This window comes from Streptomyces sp. NBC_00775, from assembly GCF_036347135.1.
Lineage (GTDB): Bacteria > Actinomycetota > Actinomycetes > Streptomycetales > Streptomycetaceae > Streptomyces > Streptomyces lutosisoli.
The window spans coordinates 9,662,966-9,683,047 of record NZ_CP108938.1; the positions used below are offsets into that span (position 1 = coordinate 9,662,966).

17 protein-coding genes and 1 pseudogene are annotated in these 20,082 nt (G+C 71.3%); 15 read left to right on the forward strand and 3 right to left on the reverse strand.

The annotated features are described in order from the left end of the window. Positions 1 to 11: 11 nt before the first annotated feature. From OIC96_RS42905 to OIC96_RS42975, 14 genes are all read left to right on the forward strand, one after another. Positions 12 to 2,033 (forward strand): beta-galactosidase, encoded by a 2,022-nt coding sequence (locus OIC96_RS42905; protein ID WP_330302643.1) that lies wholly within the window; start codon positions 12 to 14, stop codon positions 2,031 to 2,033. Between the two features lie 260 nt (positions 2,034 to 2,293). After that, positions 2,294 to 3,853, forward strand: a complete 1,560-nt coding sequence (locus OIC96_RS42910; RefSeq protein WP_330302642.1) for a glycosyl hydrolase 53 family protein — start codon at positions 2,294 to 2,296, stop codon at positions 3,851 to 3,853. A 189-nt stretch (positions 3,854 to 4,042) separates the two neighbouring features. Further along, the gene (locus OIC96_RS42915) at positions 4,043 to 4,330 is read left to right on the forward strand and encodes a winged helix-turn-helix domain-containing protein (RefSeq protein WP_330309988.1); all 288 of its coding nucleotides are present in this window, start codon (positions 4,043 to 4,045) and stop codon (positions 4,328 to 4,330) included. 365 nt (positions 4,331 to 4,695) lie between these two features. Continuing rightward, positions 4,696 to 5,172, forward strand: coding sequence for a fluoride efflux transporter CrcB (crcB, locus tag OIC96_RS42925; RefSeq protein WP_330302641.1), 477 nt, complete (start codon positions 4,696 to 4,698; stop codon positions 5,170 to 5,172). Continuing rightward, entirely contained in the window at positions 5,169 to 5,561 is a 393-nt protein-coding gene (locus OIC96_RS42930; protein ID WP_330302640.1) for a DUF190 domain-containing protein, read from the forward strand. The genes crcB (OIC96_RS42925) and OIC96_RS42930 overlap by 4 nt, the downstream gene beginning before the upstream one ends. Next, on the forward strand, positions 5,558 to 5,932 hold the full coding sequence (gene crcB, locus OIC96_RS42935; protein WP_330302639.1) for a fluoride efflux transporter CrcB: 375 nt from the start codon (positions 5,558 to 5,560) through the stop codon (positions 5,930 to 5,932). Before OIC96_RS42930 ends, crcB (OIC96_RS42935) begins: the two co-directional genes overlap by 4 nt. Positions 5,933 to 6,015: 83 nt before the next feature. Continuing rightward, positions 6,016 to 6,852, forward strand: coding sequence for an undecaprenyl-diphosphate phosphatase (locus OIC96_RS42940; RefSeq protein WP_330302638.1), 837 nt, complete (start codon positions 6,016 to 6,018; stop codon positions 6,850 to 6,852). A 170-nt stretch (positions 6,853 to 7,022) separates the two neighbouring features. Further along, complete coding sequence (locus OIC96_RS42945) at positions 7,023 to 7,700, forward strand: FadR/GntR family transcriptional regulator (RefSeq protein ID WP_330309987.1); 678 nt, start codon at positions 7,023 to 7,025, stop codon at positions 7,698 to 7,700. Further along, complete coding sequence (locus tag OIC96_RS42950) at positions 7,697 to 9,163, forward strand: amino acid permease (RefSeq protein ID WP_330302637.1); 1,467 nt, start codon at positions 7,697 to 7,699, stop codon at positions 9,161 to 9,163. Before OIC96_RS42945 ends, OIC96_RS42950 begins: the two co-directional genes overlap by 4 nt. Before the next feature lie 8 nt (positions 9,164 to 9,171). After that, complete coding sequence (locus tag OIC96_RS42955) at positions 9,172 to 10,194, forward strand: asparaginase (protein ID WP_330309986.1); 1,023 nt, start codon at positions 9,172 to 9,174, stop codon at positions 10,192 to 10,194. A gap of 161 nt (positions 10,195 to 10,355) precedes the next feature. Further along, positions 10,356 to 11,777 (forward strand): aspartate ammonia-lyase, encoded by a 1,422-nt coding sequence (aspA, locus tag OIC96_RS42960; protein ID WP_330302636.1) that lies wholly within the window; start codon positions 10,356 to 10,358, stop codon positions 11,775 to 11,777. Positions 11,778 to 11,810: 33 nt separating this feature from the next. Beyond that, positions 11,811 to 12,749, forward strand: a complete 939-nt coding sequence (locus OIC96_RS42965) for a glutaminase (RefSeq protein WP_330302635.1) — start codon at positions 11,811 to 11,813, stop codon at positions 12,747 to 12,749. A gap of 203 nt (positions 12,750 to 12,952) precedes the next feature. Then, positions 12,953 to 14,347, forward strand: a complete 1,395-nt coding sequence (gene mptB, locus OIC96_RS42970) for a polyprenol phosphomannose-dependent alpha 1,6 mannosyltransferase MptB (protein ID WP_330302634.1) — start codon at positions 12,953 to 12,955, stop codon at positions 14,345 to 14,347. 14 nt (positions 14,348 to 14,361) lie between these two features. Further along, positions 14,362 to 15,744 carry a glycosyltransferase 87 family protein gene (locus tag OIC96_RS42975; protein WP_330302633.1) on the forward strand — a complete coding sequence of 461 codons (1,383 nt, stop codon included), beginning with the start codon at positions 14,362 to 14,364 and terminating at the stop codon, positions 15,742 to 15,744. 59 nt (positions 15,745 to 15,803) lie between these two features. Here OIC96_RS42975 and OIC96_RS42980 read toward each other — a convergent pair. The 3 genes and pseudogenes from OIC96_RS42980 to OIC96_RS42990 all read right to left on the reverse strand — a co-directional run. Next, positions 15,804 to 16,649 (reverse strand): annotated as a pseudogene (locus OIC96_RS42980) (D-alanyl-D-alanine carboxypeptidase family protein); the annotation flags it as partial. Between the two features lie 89 nt (positions 16,650 to 16,738). After that, positions 16,739 to 17,881, reverse strand: coding sequence for a transcription termination factor Rho (rho, locus tag OIC96_RS42985; protein ID WP_330302632.1), 1,143 nt, complete (start codon positions 17,879 to 17,881; stop codon positions 16,739 to 16,741). 301 nt (positions 17,882 to 18,182) lie between these two features. Further along, positions 18,183 to 19,013: a class I SAM-dependent methyltransferase gene (locus tag OIC96_RS42990; protein WP_330302631.1), complete on the reverse strand. Its 831-nt coding sequence runs from the start codon at positions 19,011 to 19,013 to the stop codon at positions 18,183 to 18,185. A 103-nt stretch (positions 19,014 to 19,116) separates the two neighbouring features. Here OIC96_RS42990 and OIC96_RS42995 point away from each other — a divergent pair, with 103 nt between their 5' ends. Next, on the forward strand, positions 19,117 to 20,037 hold the full coding sequence (locus OIC96_RS42995; RefSeq protein ID WP_330302630.1) for a zinc-binding dehydrogenase: 921 nt from the start codon (positions 19,117 to 19,119) through the stop codon (positions 20,035 to 20,037). Positions 20,038 to 20,082 lie beyond the last annotated feature (45 nt).

The following is a 20,082-nucleotide window of genomic DNA, read 5'->3' on the forward strand; positions in this document are numbered from 1 at the left end:
GGGAGAGATCCATGCCGGAGACCACCCCCAGGGGCCTCACCAGGCTCGCCTTCGGTGGGGACTACAACCCCGAGCAGTGGCCGGAAAGCGTCTGGCACGAAGACGTCCGGCTGATGCGCGAGGCCGGTGTCACGATGGTGAGCGTCGGGATCTTCTCCTGGGCGCTGCTCGAACCGGCGCCGGGCACCTACGAGTTCGGCTGGCTCGACCGTCTGCTCGATCTGCTCCACGAGAACGGCATACGCGCGGACCTCGGTACGCCGACCGTGGCGCCGCCTGCCTGGTTCTACCGCGAACACCCCGACGCGCTGCCCGTCGCCGCCGACGGCACCCGCTACGAGTTCGGCTCACGCGGCGCCATCTGCCACAGCAACACCGACTACCGCGCCGCCGCCGCGAACATCACCACACGGCTCGCCACCCGGTACGCCGACCACCCCGCGCTCGCCCTGTGGCACGTCCACAACGAGTACGGTGTCCCCGTCTCGGCCTGCTACTGCGAGTCCTGCGCCGCGCACTTCCGCCGCTGGCTGACCCGGACATACGGGACGATCGACGCGCTCAACGCGGCCTGGGGCACCGCCTTCTGGGGCCAGCGCTACGCGGACTTCGACCAGATCAACCCGCCGCGCCTGACCCCGACCGTCGGCAATCCGACCCAGGCCCTCGACTACAAGCGGTTCGCCGACGAGACCATCCGCGAGAACTTCGTGGCCGAGCGGGACATCCTGCACCGCCTCGCGCCCGGCATCCCGGTCACCACCAACTTCATGACCGCCCTGAGCCAGTGCGACTCCATCGACTACTGGGCCTGGGGCCGCGAGGTCGACCTCGTCACCAACGACCACTACCTGATCACCGACGGCCGCCGCACCCATGTGAACCTCGCGATGGCCGCCGACCTCACCCGGTCGGTGGCCGGCGGCGCCCCCTGGCTGCTGCTCGAACACTCCACGTCGGGCGTCAACTGGCAGCCCCGCAACCCCGCCAAGGCCCCGGGCCAGATGGCGCGCAACTCCCTCGGGCATGTCGCGCGCGGCTCCGACGGCGCCATGTTCTTCCAGTGGCGGCAGTCCCGGCGCGGCGCCGAGAAGTTCCACTCCTCGATGCTGCCGCACGCGGGCACCGACTCCCGGGTGTGGCGCGAGGTCGTCGAACTCGGCGCGTCCATCGACTCGCTGGCCTCGATCAAGGACACCCGCACCGTCGCCGACGTCGCCGTGCTGTGGGACTGGCACTCCTGGTGGGCGCAGAACCTCCAGTGGCGCCCCAGCGAGGACCACGACCCCCGCGAGCGCGCCGACGCGTTCTACGAGGCCCTCTACGACCGCCACCTCACGGTCGACTTCGCCCACCCGGAAGCCGACTTGTCGGCGTATCCCCTTGTCGTCGTGCCCGCGCTGTATCTGATGACCGAGGCCGCAGGGAACAACCTCCGGGAGTACGTCGAGAACGGCGGCACCCTCGTCGTCTCGTACTTCTCCGGCATCGTCGACGAGCACGACGCCGTGCACGACGGCCCGTACCCGGGCGCCCTGCGCGACGTACTCGGACTGACCGTCGAGGAGTTCTCGCCGCTCCTCCAGGGCGACCTGGTCCGGATCACGGGTCCCGACGGCTCCGAGCTCACCGGCGACGTGTGGACCGAGTTCGTGGTCCCGCGCGGCGCCGAGACCGTCTGGACCTACGCCGACGGTCTGACCGCGGGCCGGCCGGCCGTCACCCGGCACCGCCTCGGCGAGGGCTCGGCCTGGTACGTGTCCACGCGTCTGGCCGCGCAGGGACTGGACGCCCTGATCGGCTGGGCCGCCGACGACGCGCGCATCGCGCCGCGCGCCGACCTGCCCCGCGATGTCGAAGTGGTGCGCCGCACCGGTGAGTCGGGAACCTACGTCTTCGCCATCAACCACACCTCGTCGGACGCCAAGGTGCCGCTGGACGCGCACGGCACCGAGCTGCTGACGGGCGAACGCGCCGCGGGCCGCCTCGCGGTCCCGGCGGGAGCCGTACGGGTCGTACGACTCGACGGCTGAGCCGACTGCCGTCCGGGCCGTCCGGCCCGGGCCGCCGCACCGAACGCCGTCCGGGTCCTTCGACCCGTCCGGCCGCACCCACCGCCGCCGGGTCCTTGGACCCGTCCGGCCGAGTCAACAGCCGTCCGGGCCGCAGGACCCGGACGGCCGAGCCGACTCCCCTCCGCCCGTGCGAGCACCCGAGCCGCGGGCGGAGGGGTTCCCCCAGCTCCATCGGGGGGCATCCCCATCCCCATACGTCGAAGGGACGACGGACGAAGATGTTCCATCCCAGACGCACACTCAGGGCCCTGCTGCTGCCGCTCGTGGCCGGACTCGCCCTCACCGCCCTCCCCGCGCAGACCGCGCAGGCGGCGAGCACGCTCACGAACGCCGGATTCGAGACCGACGGGACCGGCGCCGCCGTGCCCAGCGGCTGGTCGGAGTACGGCGACACCGGCGCCTCCTACGTGGAGGCCGGTGGCCACAGCGGGAGTTACCGGCTGACGCAGTACTCCTCCGCCGCGTACAAGGTGGAGACGTACCAGTACCTCTCCGGGCTGACCAACGGGAACTACAAGCTCACCGCCTGGGTGCGCTCGGGCGGCGGCCAGAACTCCGCCTACCTCGCGCTGAAGAACTGCGGTGGCACCGAGCAGCGCACCGACCTGCCCGTCTCCACCAGCGAGTGGATACACCTGGTTGTGCCCGTCTCCGTGACCGGCAACCAGTGCACGATCAGCGTCTACTCCGACGCGAACGCGGGCAACTGGATCAACGTCGACGACCTGGCGTTCACCTCGGGCACCAGCAGCGTGGCAGTCAAGGGCGCAGACATCTCCTCCCTCGCCAAGAGCGAGGCCCTCGGCGGCGTCTACAAGACCAGCTCCGGCACCACCGGTGACGCGGTCGCCATCCTCAAGTCGTCCGGCATGAACTACGCCCGCCTCAAGGTCTGGGTGAACCCGGCCGACGGCTACAACAACAAGACGCGCGTCCTCGCCATGGCCAAGCGCATCAAGGCCCAGGGCATGAAGCTGCTGGTCGACTTCCACTACTCGGACACCTGGGCCGACCCGGGCAAGCAGACCAAGCCGGCCGCCTGGGCGAGCCACTCCTACAGCCAGCTCAAGACGGACGTCTACGACCACACGTACGACGTGCTCAACGCCCTCAAGGCGCAGGGCACCACGGCCGACATGGTGCAGATCGGCAACGAGATCAACGGCGGCATGCTGTGGTCCGAGGGCTCGACCTCCAACTGGTCGCAGCTCGCCGGCCTGCTCAACTCCGGCTACAGCGCCGCGAAGGCGGTCTCCTCCAGCACCCTGGTCGCCCTGCACCTGGCCAACGCCGGAGACGACGCCACGGTCCGCTGGTGGTTCGACAACGCGGCCACCTACGGGATCAACTACGACGTGATCGGCCTGTCGTACTACGGCTACTGGCACGGCTCGCTCGGCGCCGCGCAGACCACCCTCGACGACGTCGCCGCCCGCTACAGCAAGCCGGTGTTCATCGCCGAGACGGCCTACCCCTTCCGTCTCGACAGCGACGACTCGCTCGTCAACCAGATCGACACGACCGGTGAACTGGTCAGCGGCTACCCGGCGACGACGGCCGGGCAGACCGCCTGGTTCCGCGACGTGATGAACATCGTGGAGGCCGTCCCGAACGGCCGCGGTCTCGGTGTCTTCTACTGGGAGGCCACCTGGACGGCGGTCACCGGCAACGGCTGGGACCCGACGGACGCCACGTCGGGCAACGGCTGGGAGAACCAGGCCCTGTTCGGCTTCGACGACAAGGCGCTTCCGGCCATGTCGGTGTTCAGTCACCGCTGACGTGGCAAGGTCACCACTGAGCCCATGAGGGCCCGGCTGCCATGCGGCGGCCGGGCCCTCGTGCTGCCCTGAGCCGCCGTGTCCGGTGAGCCCGACCCGTTCGGCCTCGGCCAGGGTCGCGGAAGCCCGTGCGCGGTGCCCCGGGCTGCGGGACAGTAGCGGGAGACCGCCGTGACGGAGGGGGACGAGATGCTGAGGGTTCCCGTCAGTGGGCAACGCCTGGACATACTGGAGTGGCTGCGGGACCCCACCGCGCACTTCCCACCACAGCGCTACGGCGACCTCGTCGAGGACGGCGTCAGCCCGGCGGCCCTCGCCGCCAAACTCGGCGTGAGCCGTGCCGTGGCGCGCACCCATCTCGACCTGCTCACCGGGGTCGGTCTGCTGCGGGCCAAGAAGATCAGACGGCGGACCTTCTACCGCCGCGACGAGTACCGCATCGCTGAGGTCAGCCACTTCTTCGAGAAGGGCTGGTAGCAACGCGAGCCGACGGCCGGCACACCGCTGCCCGCCTGGCGGTGCACGCGCCGTTCCGTCCCCCGGGGCATCGCCGGTGTCGTCACCAGCGCCTGCGCGGCCGGTGGCCGCCTGATCCCGGGAAGCCTGTGGGAACGCGGCCTCGCGATCTGTGATCCGCCAGATCCGCCCGGTTCCACGGGCTGAGCCGCGTGTGCGCCGCCGGTACCCCCGGCGTTACCCTTTGACCGGCCGCGATCTTGTGTCGCGGCGCGGTGGTGGGGCCCGCCGTACCCGAACCGCGGTCGGTGCCGCCAACGGTCCCTACTTGCGATGGCGCGTGCCCAGGTGCTGCCCGGGACCCGGCGAGTAGGAGAAGTACGTCCATGACAGTCCCGCACTCCGAGCGAGTCGACGGTCCCGACGCTCCTGTACGGATGCCCGTACGGAAGGCGTCCGCCTGGCACGGCCAGGGGCCGGTCGTCGCGATGGTCGCGCTCGGCGGCGCCATCGGCGCCACGGCCCGCTACGGAGCGGCACGGCTGTGGCCCGTCGAGACGGGCGGATTCCCCTGGACCACGTTCTGGGTCAATGTCGTCGGCTGCGCCGTCATCGGCGCCTTCATGGTCGTCATCACCGACGTGTGGGCGGCCCACCGGCTGGTACGCCCCTTCTTCGGCACCGGGGTGCTCGGCGGCTTCACCACCTTCTCGACGTACGCCGTCGACATCCAGAAACTTGTGGACGCGGGCCACCCCGGGACGGGGTTCGCCTACCTGGCCGCGACCCTGTGCGCGGCGCTCGCGGCGGTGTGGCTCGCGGTGACGGCGGTACGCCGCGCTCTGGCATGGAGGCAGCGATGACACGGCTGACGGGCAGCGCCCTGCGGGTGACGATCTTCATCGGCGAGAACGACACCTGGCACCACAAGCCGCTCTACTCGGAGATCGTGCACCGCGCCCACGCGGCCGGTCTGGCCGGTGCCAGCGTCTTCCGGGGCATCGAGGGCTTCGGCGCCTCCTCCCTGATCCACACCTCCCGGCTGCTCTCGCTGAGCGAGGACCTCCCGGTGGCCGTCGTGATCGTGGACACCGAGGAGCGTGTACGGGCCTTCCTGCCGAAGCTCGACGAACTCGTCACCGAGGGTCTGGTGATCCTCGACGAGTGCGAGGTCATCCGGTACGTGGGGCGCGATGACACCCCGCGCGACCGCCCCCGCGGCAGGGGCGGGAAAGGTGAGAAGTCGTTGTGAACTGGCTGCTGGTGATCATCGGTGCCGCGGTCGGCGCGCCCTTGCGCTATCTGACCGACCGGGCGGTGCAGCTGAGACATGACACGGTCTTCCCCTGGGGAACCCTCGTCGTCAACGTGACAGGCTGTCTGATCCTGGGCCTGCTGACCGGCGCGGCCTCGGCGGGCCACGCCTCGGGGCACCTGCAACTGCTGCTCGGCACCGGCCTGTGCGGGGCCCTGACCACGTACTCGACGTTCTCGTACGAGACACTGCGGCTGACCGAGACGGGCGCGGGGTTCTACGCTGCCGCCAACGCGATCGTGAGCGTGACGGCCGGCCTGGGCGCGGCGTTCGCCGGGGTCTCGTTTGCGCAAGCTTTGTGGGCCTAGGCGTCGGTCGTCCGCGCGCATAGGCAAGACTGTCCCCCGCACCGTCTACAGCACTGTCGACCAACTCCTCAGAACTGGATCCCATGAGCGTCATCAACGTCGGTCAGGCCGTCGTCCTCGGAGTCGTCGAGGGGGTGACCGAATTCCTCCCCGTCTCCTCTACCGGCCACCTCAAGATCACCGAGGGGCTGATGAACATCCCCGTCGACGACGACGCCGTGGTCGGGTTCTCGGCGGTCATCCAGGTCGGCGCGATCGCCGCCGTGCTTGCGTACTTCTTCAAGGACATCGTGCGGATCGTCTCCGCCTGGGGGCGCGGGCTGCGCAACAAGGAGGAGCGCCAGCACCACGACTACAAGTTCGCCTGGTGGGTCATCTACGCGACCATCCCGATCGTGATCGTGGGCCTCGCGGCCAAGAACCTCATCGACGGGCCGCTCGGCTCGCTGTGGGTGGTCGCCGGCTCGCTCATCGTCGGCAGTGGTGTGATGTGGGCGGCGGACCAGATGGGCCGGCACAAGCGCGGTGAGGACGACACCTCGTTCAAGGACGCGATGCTGGTCGGCAGCTCCCAGATCCTCGCCCTGCTCTTCCCGGGCTTCTCCCGCTCCGGCGCCACCATGTCCACGGCGCTCATCCTCGACCTGGACCGCGTCGCCGCCACCCGGCTCTCCTTCTTCCTCGGCATCCCCGCCCTGACCGGCGCCGGTCTGTACGAGCTGAAGGACGCCCTGGGTACGGGGGTGGGCGCCGCCCCGCTGGCCGTCGGCACCCTCGTCTCCTTCGTGGTCGCGTACGGCTCGATCGCCTGGCTGCTGAAGTTCGTCGCCAAGCACTCCTTCAACGCCTTCGTGATCTACCGGATTGTCATCGGTGTGGCGCTGTTCGGGCTGCTGGCCACCGGAGTCCTCGACAGCTGAGGACGGAAACAGCTGATCACAGGGGGCGTGAAGTCGACTTTCAGACTTCACGCCCCCTGAATTTTTCTTTTCGCTCCCCTTGACAGTCACCTCCCGGCACCCGCAGGATCACCTCCGTGAACCTGTCAGACAGCCAGACAGGTGGCTCGGTACCGCGGCGCGTCAGCGCCATGGAAGCGGTGCTCACCCACCTCCGCGGCGCCATCGAGCGCGGCGAGTACGCCATCGGCGACAAACTCCCCTCCGAGGCGGAGCTCTGCCGCCGCCTCGAAGTCAGCCGCCCCGTGCTCCGCGAGGCGCTGCGGGCCCTGCAGGTCATGGGCCTGACCGTGTCCCGTACCGGCAAGGGCACCTTCGTCCTCGCCAACACGGTCGAGGACCCCACCTTCGGCGACTACGCGGCGAGCGACCTGCTCGAAGTGCGCCGCCATGTCGAGATCCCCGTCGCCGGGTACGCGGCCACCCGCCGCACCCCGGAGAACCTCGACCACCTGGCCCATCTGCTCGACCGGATGGAGCGGGAGACCGACACCACCGCGTGGGTCGCGATGGACACGATCTTCCACATCGCCGTCGCCGAGGCCTCCCAGAACCCGGTGTTCCGCCGGGTCATCGAGGAGATCCGGGACGCCCTGGCCCGTCAGTCGGCCTTCCTGAACGAACTCGGCGGCCGCCGCGAGCAGTCCAACCGAGAGCACCGCGCGATCGTCGAGGCGCTGATCGACGGCAGCGAGACCGACGCGGTGGAGGCGATGTCCCATCACCTCGACCGCGTGGAGACCACCCTCACCGACATCGTGCGCCCCGCGCGCACGGACACTCCCACGGAAGGCGGACCCGAGGCGTGAGCGAGCAGTCCCTGCAAGAAGAATCCGTTCAAGGCGACCCGACGACGACGTCGGCGCGGCCCGCCGCACACGTCGACGCCGGAGACGCGGGTTACAGCAAGTCCCTGAAGTCCCGGCACGTCAACATGATCGCCATCGGCGGCGCCATCGGCACCGGCCTCTTCCTCGGCGCCGGCGGCCGCCTCGCCGACGCCGGGCCGTCGCTGTTCGTCGCGTACGCGGTCTGCGGCCTGTTCGCCTTCCTCGTCGTCCGCGCGCTGGGCGAACTCGTCCTGTACCGGCCGTCGTCCGGCGCCTTCGTGTCGTACGCCCGTGAGTTCCTCGGCGAGAAGGGCGCGTACGTCGCGGGCTGGATGTACTTCCTGAACTGGGCCACCACAGGCATCGCCGACATCACCGCCGTGGCCCTCTACACCCACTACTGGGGCATGTTCTCCGACATCCCGCAGTGGGTGATCGCGCTCATCGCGCTCGCGGTCGTCCTCACCGTGAACCTCATATCCGTTCGCCTGTTCGGCGAACTGGAGTTCTGGTTCGCGATCGTCAAGGTCAGCGCGCTCGTCGTCTTCATGCTCATCGGCATCTTCCTGCTGGTCACCCAGCACCCCGTCGACGGGCACACCCCCGGCCCGTCCTTGATCAGCGACAACGGCGGCGTCTTCCCCAACGGCCTGCTGCCCATGCTGCTGATCATCCAGGGCGTCGTCTTCGCCTACGCCTCCGTCGAGCTGGTCGGCGTCGCCGCGGGCGAGACCGAGAACCCCGAGAAGATCATGCCGAAGGCCATCAACTCGATCATGTGGCGCGTCGGCCTCTTCTACGTCGGCTCGGTCGTCCTGCTGTCGATGCTGCTGCCCTGGAGCAAGTACAGCGCGGACCAGAGCCCCTTCGTCACCGTGCTGTCGAACATCGGCATCCCGGCCGCGGGCGGCGTGATGAACCTCGTCGTCCTCACCGCCGCCATGTCGTCCCTCAACTCCGGTCTGTACTCCACCGGCCGCATCCTGCGCTCCATGGCGATGTCCGGCTCCGCCCCGAAGTTCACCGGCGTGATGAGCCGCAGCCAGGTCCCGTACGGCGGCATCCTGCTCACCAGCGGCATCTGCGTCCTCGGCGTCGGCCTCAACTTCGTGGTCCCCGCCGACGCCTTCGAGATCGTGCTGAACTTCGCGGCGATCGGCATCCTCGCCACCTGGGGCATGATCATGCTCTGTCACCTGCTCTTCTGGAAGAAGACCCAGAACGGCGAGCTGTCCAGGCCGGGTTACCGCCTCCCCGGCTCGCCGTGGACAGAGATCGTGACCATCGGCTTCCTCGCCTCCGTGCTCGTGCTGATGTACGCCGACGGGGGAGCGGGCCGTACGACCGTGCTGTGTCTGCCACTGATCGCGGCCGCGCTCGTCGCGGGCTGGTACGGAGTGCGCCGCCGGGTCGCCGGGATACGCGACGGGGCCGACGCGTGAACCCGGCCATGACGTACGGCAGTTCACTCGCCGCGGCCCCGGCGATCCGCGAACCCCTGCACGCCCCCGTCGCCCATCTCGTACGCGGCGGTGTCATCGAAGGCATCCACTACGGCTCGGTGGTCGTGCTGGCCGCCGACGGCACCGTGGAACTCCAGATCGGCGACATCGAGGCCGCCTTCTACCCGCGCTCGGCGCTCAAGCCCGTCCAGGCCGTGGCCATGCTGCGGGCCGGGCTCCCGCTCGACGGCGAACTGCTCTCGCTGACGGCGGCCAGCCACTCCGGCGAGGAACGGCACCTGGCCGGAACCCGGCGGATCCTGGAACTCGCCGGGCTGCCGGAGGACCGGCTGCGCAACGTCCCGGACCTGCCGTTCGACCCGGTCGTCCGCGAGACCTGGGTGCGCGAGGGGCGCCTGCCCTCCCAGCTCGCCCAGAACTGCTCCGGCAAGCACGCGGCCATGCTGTACACGGCCCACCTCAACGGCTGGTCCCTCGACGACTACCTCGACCCGGCGCACCCGCTCCAGCAGGCCATCGCCGAGATCGTCGAGGACCTCACCGGACAGGCCATCGCCCAGGTGAGCGTCGACGGCTGCGGCGCGCCCCTGTTCTCCCTCTCGCTGCACGGCCTCGCCCGCGCCGCCGCCCGGATCACCACCGCCGCGCCGGGCACCCCCGAGGCGCGCGTCGCCGACGCGATGCGCGAGCACGCCGAGATGGCCTCCGGGTCCGGGCGCGACGTCGCCGCGCTGATGCGGGCCGTGCCGGGGCTGCTCGCCAAGGACGGCTTCGAAGGCGTGCAGGTCGCTGCGCTGCCGGACGGTCGGGCCGTCGCCGTGAAGATTGCCGACGGGGCCGACCGGGCGCGGGTTCCGGTGGCCGCGGCGGCCCTTGCGCGGGCGGGCGTTGATCCAGCGGTGCTCGCCGAGTTCGCCGGCGCGCCGCTCCTCGGGGGCGGTGCGGTGGTCGGTCACATCCGCCCGGCCCGGGCGCTCGAACCGCTGCCGGCGCACGACGTGTGCGCCTGAGCGCCGCGCGACAAGGGCTGTGTGGCGGGTGCGGGTTCGTCGTGGCTGGTCGCGCAGTTCCCCGCGCCCCTTAGGCCTGCTGCCTCTCGCCCTGCCTTTATGCCTCACCCCTCCCACCCTCACGTTTTCACCCTCACCCTCCGAAAGAGGACCGCCCAGCCATGACCACCGTCGCAGCAGCGCACCGCAGCGAACACGATCTGCTCGGAGACCGCGACGTCCCCGCCGAGGCGTACTGGGGTATCCACACCCTGCGCGCCACGGAGAACTTCCCCATCACGGGCACCCCGATCTCCGCCTACCCGCATCTGATCGACGCCCTCGCCGCCGTCAAGGAGGCCGCCGCCCGCGCCAACGAGGAACTCGGCCTGCTGGAGCCCCGCAAGGCGGCCGCCCTCGTCGAGGCCTGCCGGGAGATCCGGGACGGCAGACTGCACGACCAGTTCGTCGTCGACGTCATCCAGGGCGGCGCGGGCACCTCGACGAACATGAACGCCAACGAGGTCGTCGCCAACCGGGCGTTGGAGCTGCTGGGCCACGAAAAGGGCCAGTACCAGTACCTGCACCCCAACGAGGACGTCAACCTCGGCCAGTCCACCAACGACGTCTACCCGACCGCCGTCAAGGTCGCCACCGTCTTCGCCGTGCGCGGGCTGCTCAAGGCGATGGCAGTGCTCCAGGACGCGTTCGCCGCCAAGGCCGTCGAGTTCCGTGACGTACTGAAGATGGGGCGCACCCAGCTCCAGGACGCGGTGCCGATGACGCTGGGGCAGGAGTTCTCGGCGTACGCGGTGATGCTGGACGAGGACCGCAGCCGGCTCGCCGAGGCCGTCGAGCTGATCCACGAGATCAACCTCGGCGCCACCGCCATCGGCACCGGGCTCAACGCCCCCGCCGGATACGCCGAGTCGGTGCGCCGCCATCTCGCGGACATCACCGGGCTGCCGCTGGTCACCGCCGCCAACCTGGTGGAGGCGACCCAGGACTGCGGCGCCTTCGTGCAGATGTCGGGCGTGCTGAAGCGGATCGCGGTCAAGCTCTCCAAGAGCTGCAACGACCTGCGGCTGCTGTCCTCCGGGCCGCGCGCGGGCCTCAACGAGATCAACCTGCCGCCGGTGCAGGCGGGTTCGAGCATCATGCCCGGCAAGGTCAACCCGGTCATCCCCGAGGTCGTCAACCAGGTCGCCTTCGAGGTGATCGGCAACGACGTCACCATCACCATGGCGGCGGAGGCCGGCCAGCTCCAGCTCAACGCCTTCGAGCCGATCATCCTGCACTCCCTGTCCGAGAGCATCACGCACCTGCGGGCCGCCTGTCTGACCCTCGCCGAGCGGTGCGTCGCCGGGATCACCGCGAACACGGAGGTTCTGCGGGCGGCCGTGGAGAACTCCATCGGGCTGGTGACCGCGCTCAACCCGCACATCGGGTACACGGCGGCCACCGACATTGCCAAGGAGGCCCTCGCCACCGGACGCGGCGTCGCCGAACTCGTCCTGGAGAAGGGCCTGTTGCCGGCCGAGCGCCTGGAGGCGCTGCTGCGGCCCGAGGTGCTCGCCGGCAGCGGCGCCCGGCTGGAGGTCTGAGCCGATGAGCAGCGGGACCGGCCGGGCGGCACAATGGTGATCATGCCCTACTCGTCGTCCTTGACCTTCCAGCCGGTCCTGGAGCGCATCGCCACCGAGATCGCGCAGACGCCGGGTCGCGGGCGGCCCGCCGACTACATCCCGGCGCTCGCCGCCCGCGACCCGCGCAGCTTCGGCATGGCCGTCGCGGAGCTGGACGGCACGGTGTACGGCGTGGGGGACTGGCAGCAGCCGTTCTCCACGCAGTCCATCACCAAGGTCTTCACCCTCGCCCTCGACCTGGCCCGCGAGGGCGACGAGCTGTGGGAGCACGTCGGCCGCGAGCCCTCCGGCAACCCCTTCAACTCGCTGGTCCAGCTGGAGTACGAGAACGGCATCCCGCGCAACCCGTTCATCAACGCGGGCGCCCTCGTCGTCACCGACCGCCTCCAGACCCAGACCGGCGACGCGGCGGGAGCACTCCTCGACTTCCTGCGCGCCGAGAGCGGCAACCCCCGGCTGACCTTCGACGAGGACGTCGCCGCGTCGGAGGCCGCGCACGGCGACCGGAACGCCGCGCTTGGCCACTTCATGGCGTCCTACGGCAACATCGACAACCCGGTGCCGGCCCTCCTCGACCAGTACTTCCGCCAGTGCTCGATCGAGGCGTCCTGCGCCGACCTCGCCCTCGCCACCGGCTTCCTGGCCCGGCACGGGGTCCGCGCCGACGGCTCCCGGCTGCTCACCCGCAGCCAGGCCAAACAGGTCAACGCCGTCATGCTCACCTGCGGCACCTATGACGCGGCGGGCGACTTCGCCTACCGGGTCGGCCTGCCCGGCAAGAGCGGCGTCGGCGGCGGCATCATCGCGGTGGTACCGGGCCGCTGCACGCTGTGCGTCTGGAGCCCGGGCCTGGACGAGCGGGGCAACTCGGTGGCGGGCGTGGCGGCACTGGACCGCTTCACGACACTGACGGGCGTGTCCGTGTTCTGAGAAGGGTGTCTGGAGCGCCCCTTCAGCCGCGCGGGCCGGTGACGCCATGCGGCTCCGCCGCGTGGGCGCGACCGGCCAGGAAGCACCCGCACCCGGCAAACCACCCGCAGACCCCCGTCCGATTACACGGAGGCCATGAGACGGCCCCCGCCCGGAGGGCACCCCGTCGCTTTCCGGCCACCCACCCTTGACACGCTGGCCAAGTGTTGGCCAAGGCTCCCGTCGATCTCCGCCGCTGCCAGGCCCTGGGCCTGGCCGGTACCGCCTTCCTCGCCCTGGGCGGTGAGACGGCCGGGGCGCTGCCCATGCAGGACCTTCTCGCCCCCGAGTCCGGCCGTGCCGTACTCGGCCTGGTCGGCGTCTACTTCGGCGTCGTCCTGCTGATAGCCGCGTGGGCGCTGCTGGGCACCGTCGTACGGGGCCCCGAACCACCGACTCCCCGCTCCCTGCTGCTCGTTCTCGCCGTGTGGGCGGCGCCGCTGCTGCTCGCGCCGCCGCTGTTCAGCCGGGACGTGTACAGCTATCTCGCGCAGGGCGCCATGGTCGACGCGCACATCGACGTGTACGCGCACGGGCCCGCGCAGCTCGGCGGTCCGCTCGCCGACGAGGTGGCGCCGGTGTGGCAGCAGACGACGACGCCGTACGGCCCGGTCTTCCTCGCCGTCGCCTCGGCGCTGTCCGGACTCACACGCGGGGAGATACCGGCCGGACTGCTCGGCATGCGCCTGGTCGCCCTGCTCGGCGTCGCCCTGATGGCGGCGGCGCTGCCCCGTCTCGCCCGGCACAGCGGCGCCGATCCGGCCGCCGCGCTGTGGCTGGGGGCGCTCAACCCCCTCGTCCTGCTGCACCTGGTGGCCGGTGCGCACAACGACGCCATCATGCTCGGTCTGCTCGGGGTCGGACTGGTGGCCGCGCGCGGCCGGTGGCACGTCCTGGGTGTCGTCCTCATCACCCTCGCCGCCCTGGTGAAGGCGCCCGCGGCGCTCGGCCTCCTCGCGGTGGTCGCGCTGCGCGGGCGCCGGGGGATGCTGAGGTCCGCCGTGACCACGACCGGGGTCGCCCTCGCCACGACGGTCGCGGCAACCGCCGCCACCGGTACGGGATACGGCTGGATCGCGGCCCTGAGGACCCCCGTCTCGCCGCACAACTGGTCGCCCACCAGCGTCCTCGGCCGCGCCACCGGCGCCTTGCTGGAGAAACTCGGCAGCGGCCTGGCACCCCTGGCGCTGCCCGTCTGGCACGCGGCGGGACTCGCGCTGACCGTGCTGGTGGTCCTGTTCATATGGCTGCGCCTGCGGCCCGGCCCGATCTACGCGCTGGGCCTGAGCCTGGCCGCCGTCGCCGTGTTCGGCCCGGCGATCCGGCCCTGGTACGCGCTGTGGGGCCTGTTCCTCATCGCGGCGGCGGCGCCGAGCGGTTCGGTACGCCACCGGGTCGCGGCCGCCAGCGCGGTGCTCGCGCTCGCCGTGCTGCCGAGCGGGGGACCGCCGGACGCCGAACAGGTGGTCCTGGCCGTCTCCGGCGGAGTACTCGCCCTCGTCGTGCTCTGGCACGCCCACCAGGCGGCGCAGGCACCGGTGCTCGGGCGGGCGGCATGAGAAGACCGGGCGGCATGGGAAGACCGGGCAGCACCGATCGCCGGCGGTTGCTCTTCGTGCTCGGACTCGCCGTCGCCGTCGGCGTGTTCACCGCCACCGTTCCGCTGCTGCGCGACTGGTTCGACCTGCGCGTCTACTACGGGGCCGTCGACACCTGGGTCCACCACGGCGGCCGGATCTACGACTACCGGGTGCCGGGGACGACGTACGGCTTCACCTATCCGCCCTTCGCGGCCCTCGGCATGCTGCCGATGGCGCTGGTCGGGCTGCGCACGGCCATCGCCGTCGGGCTGCTGCTCAACCTCGCCGCCCTCGGCGCGGTCGTGTGGGTCCTGGTCGGGCCCGCGCTGCGCCGCTACGGCTGGTTCGGTTTCGCCCTGGCGGGCTGTCTCCTGGCGCTCCTCGAACCGGTCCGTGACACCTTCAGCTTCGGCCAGGTGAACCTGCTGCTCCTGGCCCTCGTGCTGAGCGACGCGTGGCTGCTGTCCACCGGCCGGGGCCGCCGGGCGGGCGTCGGCATCGGCCTGGCGGCGGCGGTCAAGCTCACCCCCGCGCTCTTCATCGGCCTGCTGCTGCTCGCCCGCCGCTGGCGCGCCGCCGGGGTCGCGACCGCCGTCGCCGCGGCGGCCACCGGGCTGGCCGCCTGGGCGGCACCGGGAGCCTCACGCTTCTACTGGACCGACGCGGTGTGGGACACGGCCCGCATCGGACAGCTCGGCTATGTCTCCAACCAGTCGTTGCAGGGCGTCCTGGCCAGGCTCGCGGCACCGGACGAACCGAGCAGGGCCACCTGGGCGACGGCCGCCCTGCTGGTCCTGTGCGTGTGGGCGTGGCGGGCCTCCCGTGCCCTGGCCGACGAGGACTGGACGGCCGCGTTCGCCCTCACCGGGCTCGCCGCCTGCCTCGTCAGCCCGATCACCTGGGTGCACCATCTGGTCTGGCTGCTGCCGTCCTTCGCCGTGCTGCTGCACCGGGGCCGGCCGCGGATCGTGGCCGCCTTGTACGTCGTGCTGTGCAGCAGCGTGGTGTGGCTGTGGTTCGACGACGCCTCCGGCCTCGACGGATTCCTCGGCAGCAACACGTATACGTGGATCACGCTCGGGCTGCTGCTGTGGCTGCCCGCCGGTCAGTCACGCGTGGGCCGTGTGCCCTTGAGCCGCAGGGCCAGGGCGACGCCGCCGGCGCCCAGGCCCGCTGCGCCCGCGATGACGGCGGCCTCGGACCAGCCGGCTCCGTCGCTCTCCGCCGGAGTCGCGGGCAGGGCTTCGGGTCCCGCGGCCGGTACCCGACGCGTGTCGAGCAGCGTCCCGACGGGATCGACGTGCCCGGCCGCCCCGAAGCCCCAGTCGAGCAGCGAGCGCGCCTCCTCGTACACGGCGAACCCGCCGCCCTCCTGAGGGTTCATCACCGTGACGACAAGGGTGCGCCCGCCCCGCCGCGCGGCGGCGACGAGCGTGTTGCCCGCGTCGGAGGTGTAGCCGTTCTTGACGCCGATCAGGCCCGGGTACGGCTCCACCCCGTCGGCGCCGGTCAGCAGCCGGTTGGTGTTGTGGATCTGGAACGCGTAGCCGTCGCCGGGGAACATGGCCTGGACGGTGGAGCAGTACCGCGCGAACTCCGGGTTGCGCAGTCCGGCCCGCCCGAAGACCGCCAGGTCGTACGCGGACGAGACCTGGCCGGGTGTGTCGTAGCCGTCGGGCGAGATGACGCGGGTGTCGAGGGCGCCCAGCGCACGGGCCTTGGCCTGCATCCGGGTGGCCGTGGTCTCCCAGCCGCCGTTCATCGCGGCCAGCACGTGCACGGCGTCGTTGCCGGAGTTGAGGAAGACACCGCGCCACAGGTCGGCCACGCGGTAGGTGCGCCCCTCGGCGACGCCCACCAGGCTGCTGCCGGGGCCGATGTCCTGGAGCTCCTCCTCCTTGACGGTGTGCCGGATGCCGCCGGGCAGTGCCGGGAGCGCCGTGAGTGCGAACAGGGTCTTGAGGGTGCTGGCGGGCGGCAGCCTGAGGTGCGCGTCGCGCGCGGCGAGCACATCGCCGGTGCGGGCGTCGGCCACCAGCCACGACAGCGCGGAGATGTCCTCGGGGACCTCGGGCGCCCCGGCCCGGAGCCGTACCTGTGTCCCCGGCCGGTACAGCGGCGGCGGCTGCTGCGAGGCCGCGGGCCTCGGCGCGCCCGGGTCCGTGTGGGCCCGGGCGGCTGCCGGACTCGGCGCGAGGGCCAGCGCGCCCACCGCACAGACGATGGAACAGGACACGGCGGCGCGGGAGGCGATGGCGCTGGGTGAGAATCCGATGGTCATTCCGCCAACGTAGGAAGGGAGTCGCCGTACGCCGGGGTGCCAGGGCCGAGCGGCCGGATCGAGTACCCGGATGCCGCACGCGAGGCAGGTCAGGCGACCGGCAGGGTCGGCTGGACCTGGCGGAGGAAGGCCGCGTTGTCCGGGGTGGCGCGCATCCGCTCCAGGAGTGTTTCGAGGCCGGCCTGGCCGTCCCGCGTCTGCAGGGCGCGCCGCAGTCCTCGCATGGCCGTCAACTCGGCGGCGGGCAGCAGGAGTTCCTCGCGGCGGGTACCGGACGGGGTGATGTCGACGGCCGGGAACACGCGTCGTGAGGCGAGGGTCCGGTCGAGGCGGAGCTCCATGTTGCCGGTGCTCTTCAGCTCCTCGAAGAAGTAGTCGTCGGCGCGGGAGCCGGTCTCCACCAGGGCGGTGGCGAGGATGGTGAGCGAGCCGCCCTCCTCGGCGAGGCGCGCGGCGCCGAAGAACTTCTTGGGGCCGTGCACGGCGGCGGCGTCGACGCCGCCGCTGAGGGTGCGGCCACCGGAGGCCGCCGCGTTGTTGTGCGCCCGGCACAGCCGGGTGAGCGAGTCCATCAGGATGACCACGTCCTCGCCCTGCTCGACGAGCCGCTTGGCGCGCTCGATGACGAGCTCGGCGAGGGCGATGTGCTGCTTGGGCGTCTTGTCGAAGGTCGAGGCGAAGACCTCTCCCCGGACGGAGCGCCGCATGTCGGTCACTTCTTCGGGCCGCTCGTCGAGCAGCACCACCATCAGGTGGCATTCGGGATGGTTGCCCGCGACGGCGGCGGCGATCTGCTGGAGCAGCACCGTCTTGCCGGTCTTGGGCGGGGCGACGATCAGGCCACGCTGGCCCTTGCCGACCGGCGAGAGCAGGTCGACGACGCGCCCGGCCAGACCGCTCGCCGGGTGTTCCAGGCGAAGCCGGTCGCGGGGGTGCAGCGGGGTCAGGTCGCGGAAGTGCGGGCGGCCGCGCAGCTCTTGGGGCGTACGGCCGTTGATCCGCTCGACCTCGGCGAGCGCGCGAGGTCCGCCGCGTACGCCTTCGACGGTGTCGCCCTTGCGCAGGCCGTAACGGCGGATCAGCGCGGCGGAGACCTGGACGTCGTTCGGCGTCGGCAGGCAGCTCTCGGAGCGCAGGTACCCCTTCCCGTTGCCGTCGATGTCGAGGACACCGGTGGCGACCTGGGCCTGGGGCTGCTGCTGTACAGGGGGGTGTTCGAGTGTGGTGGTCATGAGGGGGGGTCCTTTCGAGGACGGATTCATGAGGTCATGAGGAAGGGAGGGGAGGTGCCGGTGGAGGCGGCGTGCTCACGCGTCCGTACGGCGGGGAGACAACACCTCGGGTACGGCGGACGGAAAGAACTGCCCGTGGCCGCGCTCAAGAGGTGGTGCTGAGAAGCTGGTCCGCCGGTCGAAAAACAACGGGCGTTTCAGCGATAAGAAAGGGAACTGGCACCGGCGCCCGAGACGGGGCGTACACAAGTGCTGATCGCACTGTACCACCCGGTGGCGGGGTCCCGCTGTGATCTGTGACTCAGCGGCCCGCGAGGAGGCCGTACAGCAGGGGAATGCGCGGCTCGGTCTCCGGCAGGCGCCACCACCCGGACGGGGTACGGGTCATCTGCGGCCACCGGGGCCAGGGAAGCTCGTCGCTCTCCCGCAGTCGCCGGATGCCGAGCCCCGCTCCTACCAACGCGTTGACGACCTCGTCCATTCCATGCATCCACTCGAAGCTGTCGGTGGCACCCTGCACGGCCGGACCGTCGGTGTAGGTGTATGTCGCGTCCCGGTGGACGGCGTCCCGACCGCCCAAGTAGTCGTGGCGCAGCAGCAGTTCACCTCCCTCGCCCTCGGCGGGCTTGGGGCCGAGCGAGTTGAGCAGCGGGTGGAACTCGACCAGGTACAACCGCCCGCCCGGACGCAGGAGCTGGGCGATGACGGCGGCCCAGCGCTCCAGGTCGGGCAGATAGCACAGGGCGCCCTTGCCGGTGTAGATGACGTCGAACCGCCGCCCGCCCAGGGCCTCGACGGCGTCGTACACATTGGCCTGTACGTAGGTGATGCCGGCGCCCGCGCGTGCCGCGATGCCGGCCGCTGCGGCCACGGACGCCTCGGAGATGTCGAGGCCGACGGCGCGGGCGCCGCGCTCGGCGAAGGCGATCGTCTCGGTGCCGAGGTGACACTGGAGATGGAGCACGTCGAGGCCCGCGAGTTCACCGAGGTCCTCCCACTCGAAGGCGGCGAACCAGCGGGACGGATCGAGTTTCCCGTGCAGCCCGTAGAACCGGCTGGCGAGATGGACGGGGGTGCGCGCATCCCAGTTGGCCTGGTTGGCCCGCATCATCCGCTCGTGCTCGTCGGTCATGGGGACCATCCAACCGTGCGCGGCGGGGGAGCGGCGGGAAGAACTCCGGATCGGCGGGAGTTGGTGCGTGTCGAGCCGCCGACCACGAGAGAAGGTACCTCTCATGCGCGCACTGATCGTCGACCCCACGGCACCCGGAAGGCTGCGCCTGGGCGAAGCCCCCGATCCCGTACCGGGCCCCGCCCAGGTCCTGGTGGAGGTCCGGCACACCTCACTCAACGCCGCCGAGCTCTTCTTCGCGGAGCGTGCCCAGCCCGGCGAGGTCATCGGCTTCGACGCGGCCGGTGTCGTCGTGACCGCCGCGGCGGACGGCAGCGGACCCGCCGTCGGCAGCCGGGTGGTGGGCTTCGCCGACGGTGGCGGCTTCGGCGCGCTGCGCGCCATGGACGTCGCGGACGTGGCCGTGGTGCCCGACGCCGTCGACCTGGGCGAGGCGGCCACACTGCCGGTCGCCGCCGGCACGGCCCTGCGGGCGCTGGAACAGGCGGGACCGCTGCTGGGCCGCAGGGTGCTGGTGACGGGGGCGTCCGGCGGCGTCGGCGGGTTCGCCGTGGAGCTCGCGGCGCTCGGCGGCGCGTACGTCATCGCGGTCGCCGGTTCCGAGGAGAGCGCCCGGGGGCTCACCGACCTCGGCGCGCACGAGATCGCGATCGGCCCCGCCGGTCCGACGGAACCGGTCGACGTGGTGATCGACACCGTGGGCGGCGACCAACTGATCGCGTCCTACACCCTGTTGGCCCCCGGCGGCACCCTGCAAAGCGTGGGCTGGGCCTCCGGCCACGAAGCCACCCTGCCCGTCGGATCCACCCTGGGCAGCCCCGTCCCGAAGGCCATCGTCTCCGTCTACAACGGCGGCGGACTCACCGATCGCCAGGCCCAGTTGAGCAGACTGCTCACCCTCGTCGCGGCGGGGAGGCTGCGCGTCCCGGTCGGCTGGCGCGGACCGTGGGGCAAGATCGCGGACGCGGTGGAGGCGCTGGGGAGCCGCCGGTTGCGGGGGAAGGCGGTGCTGGACGTGGGCTGAGGCGGCGTCCGACGCCGTGCGGCACCTCGCATGTGCCGCCGGTCC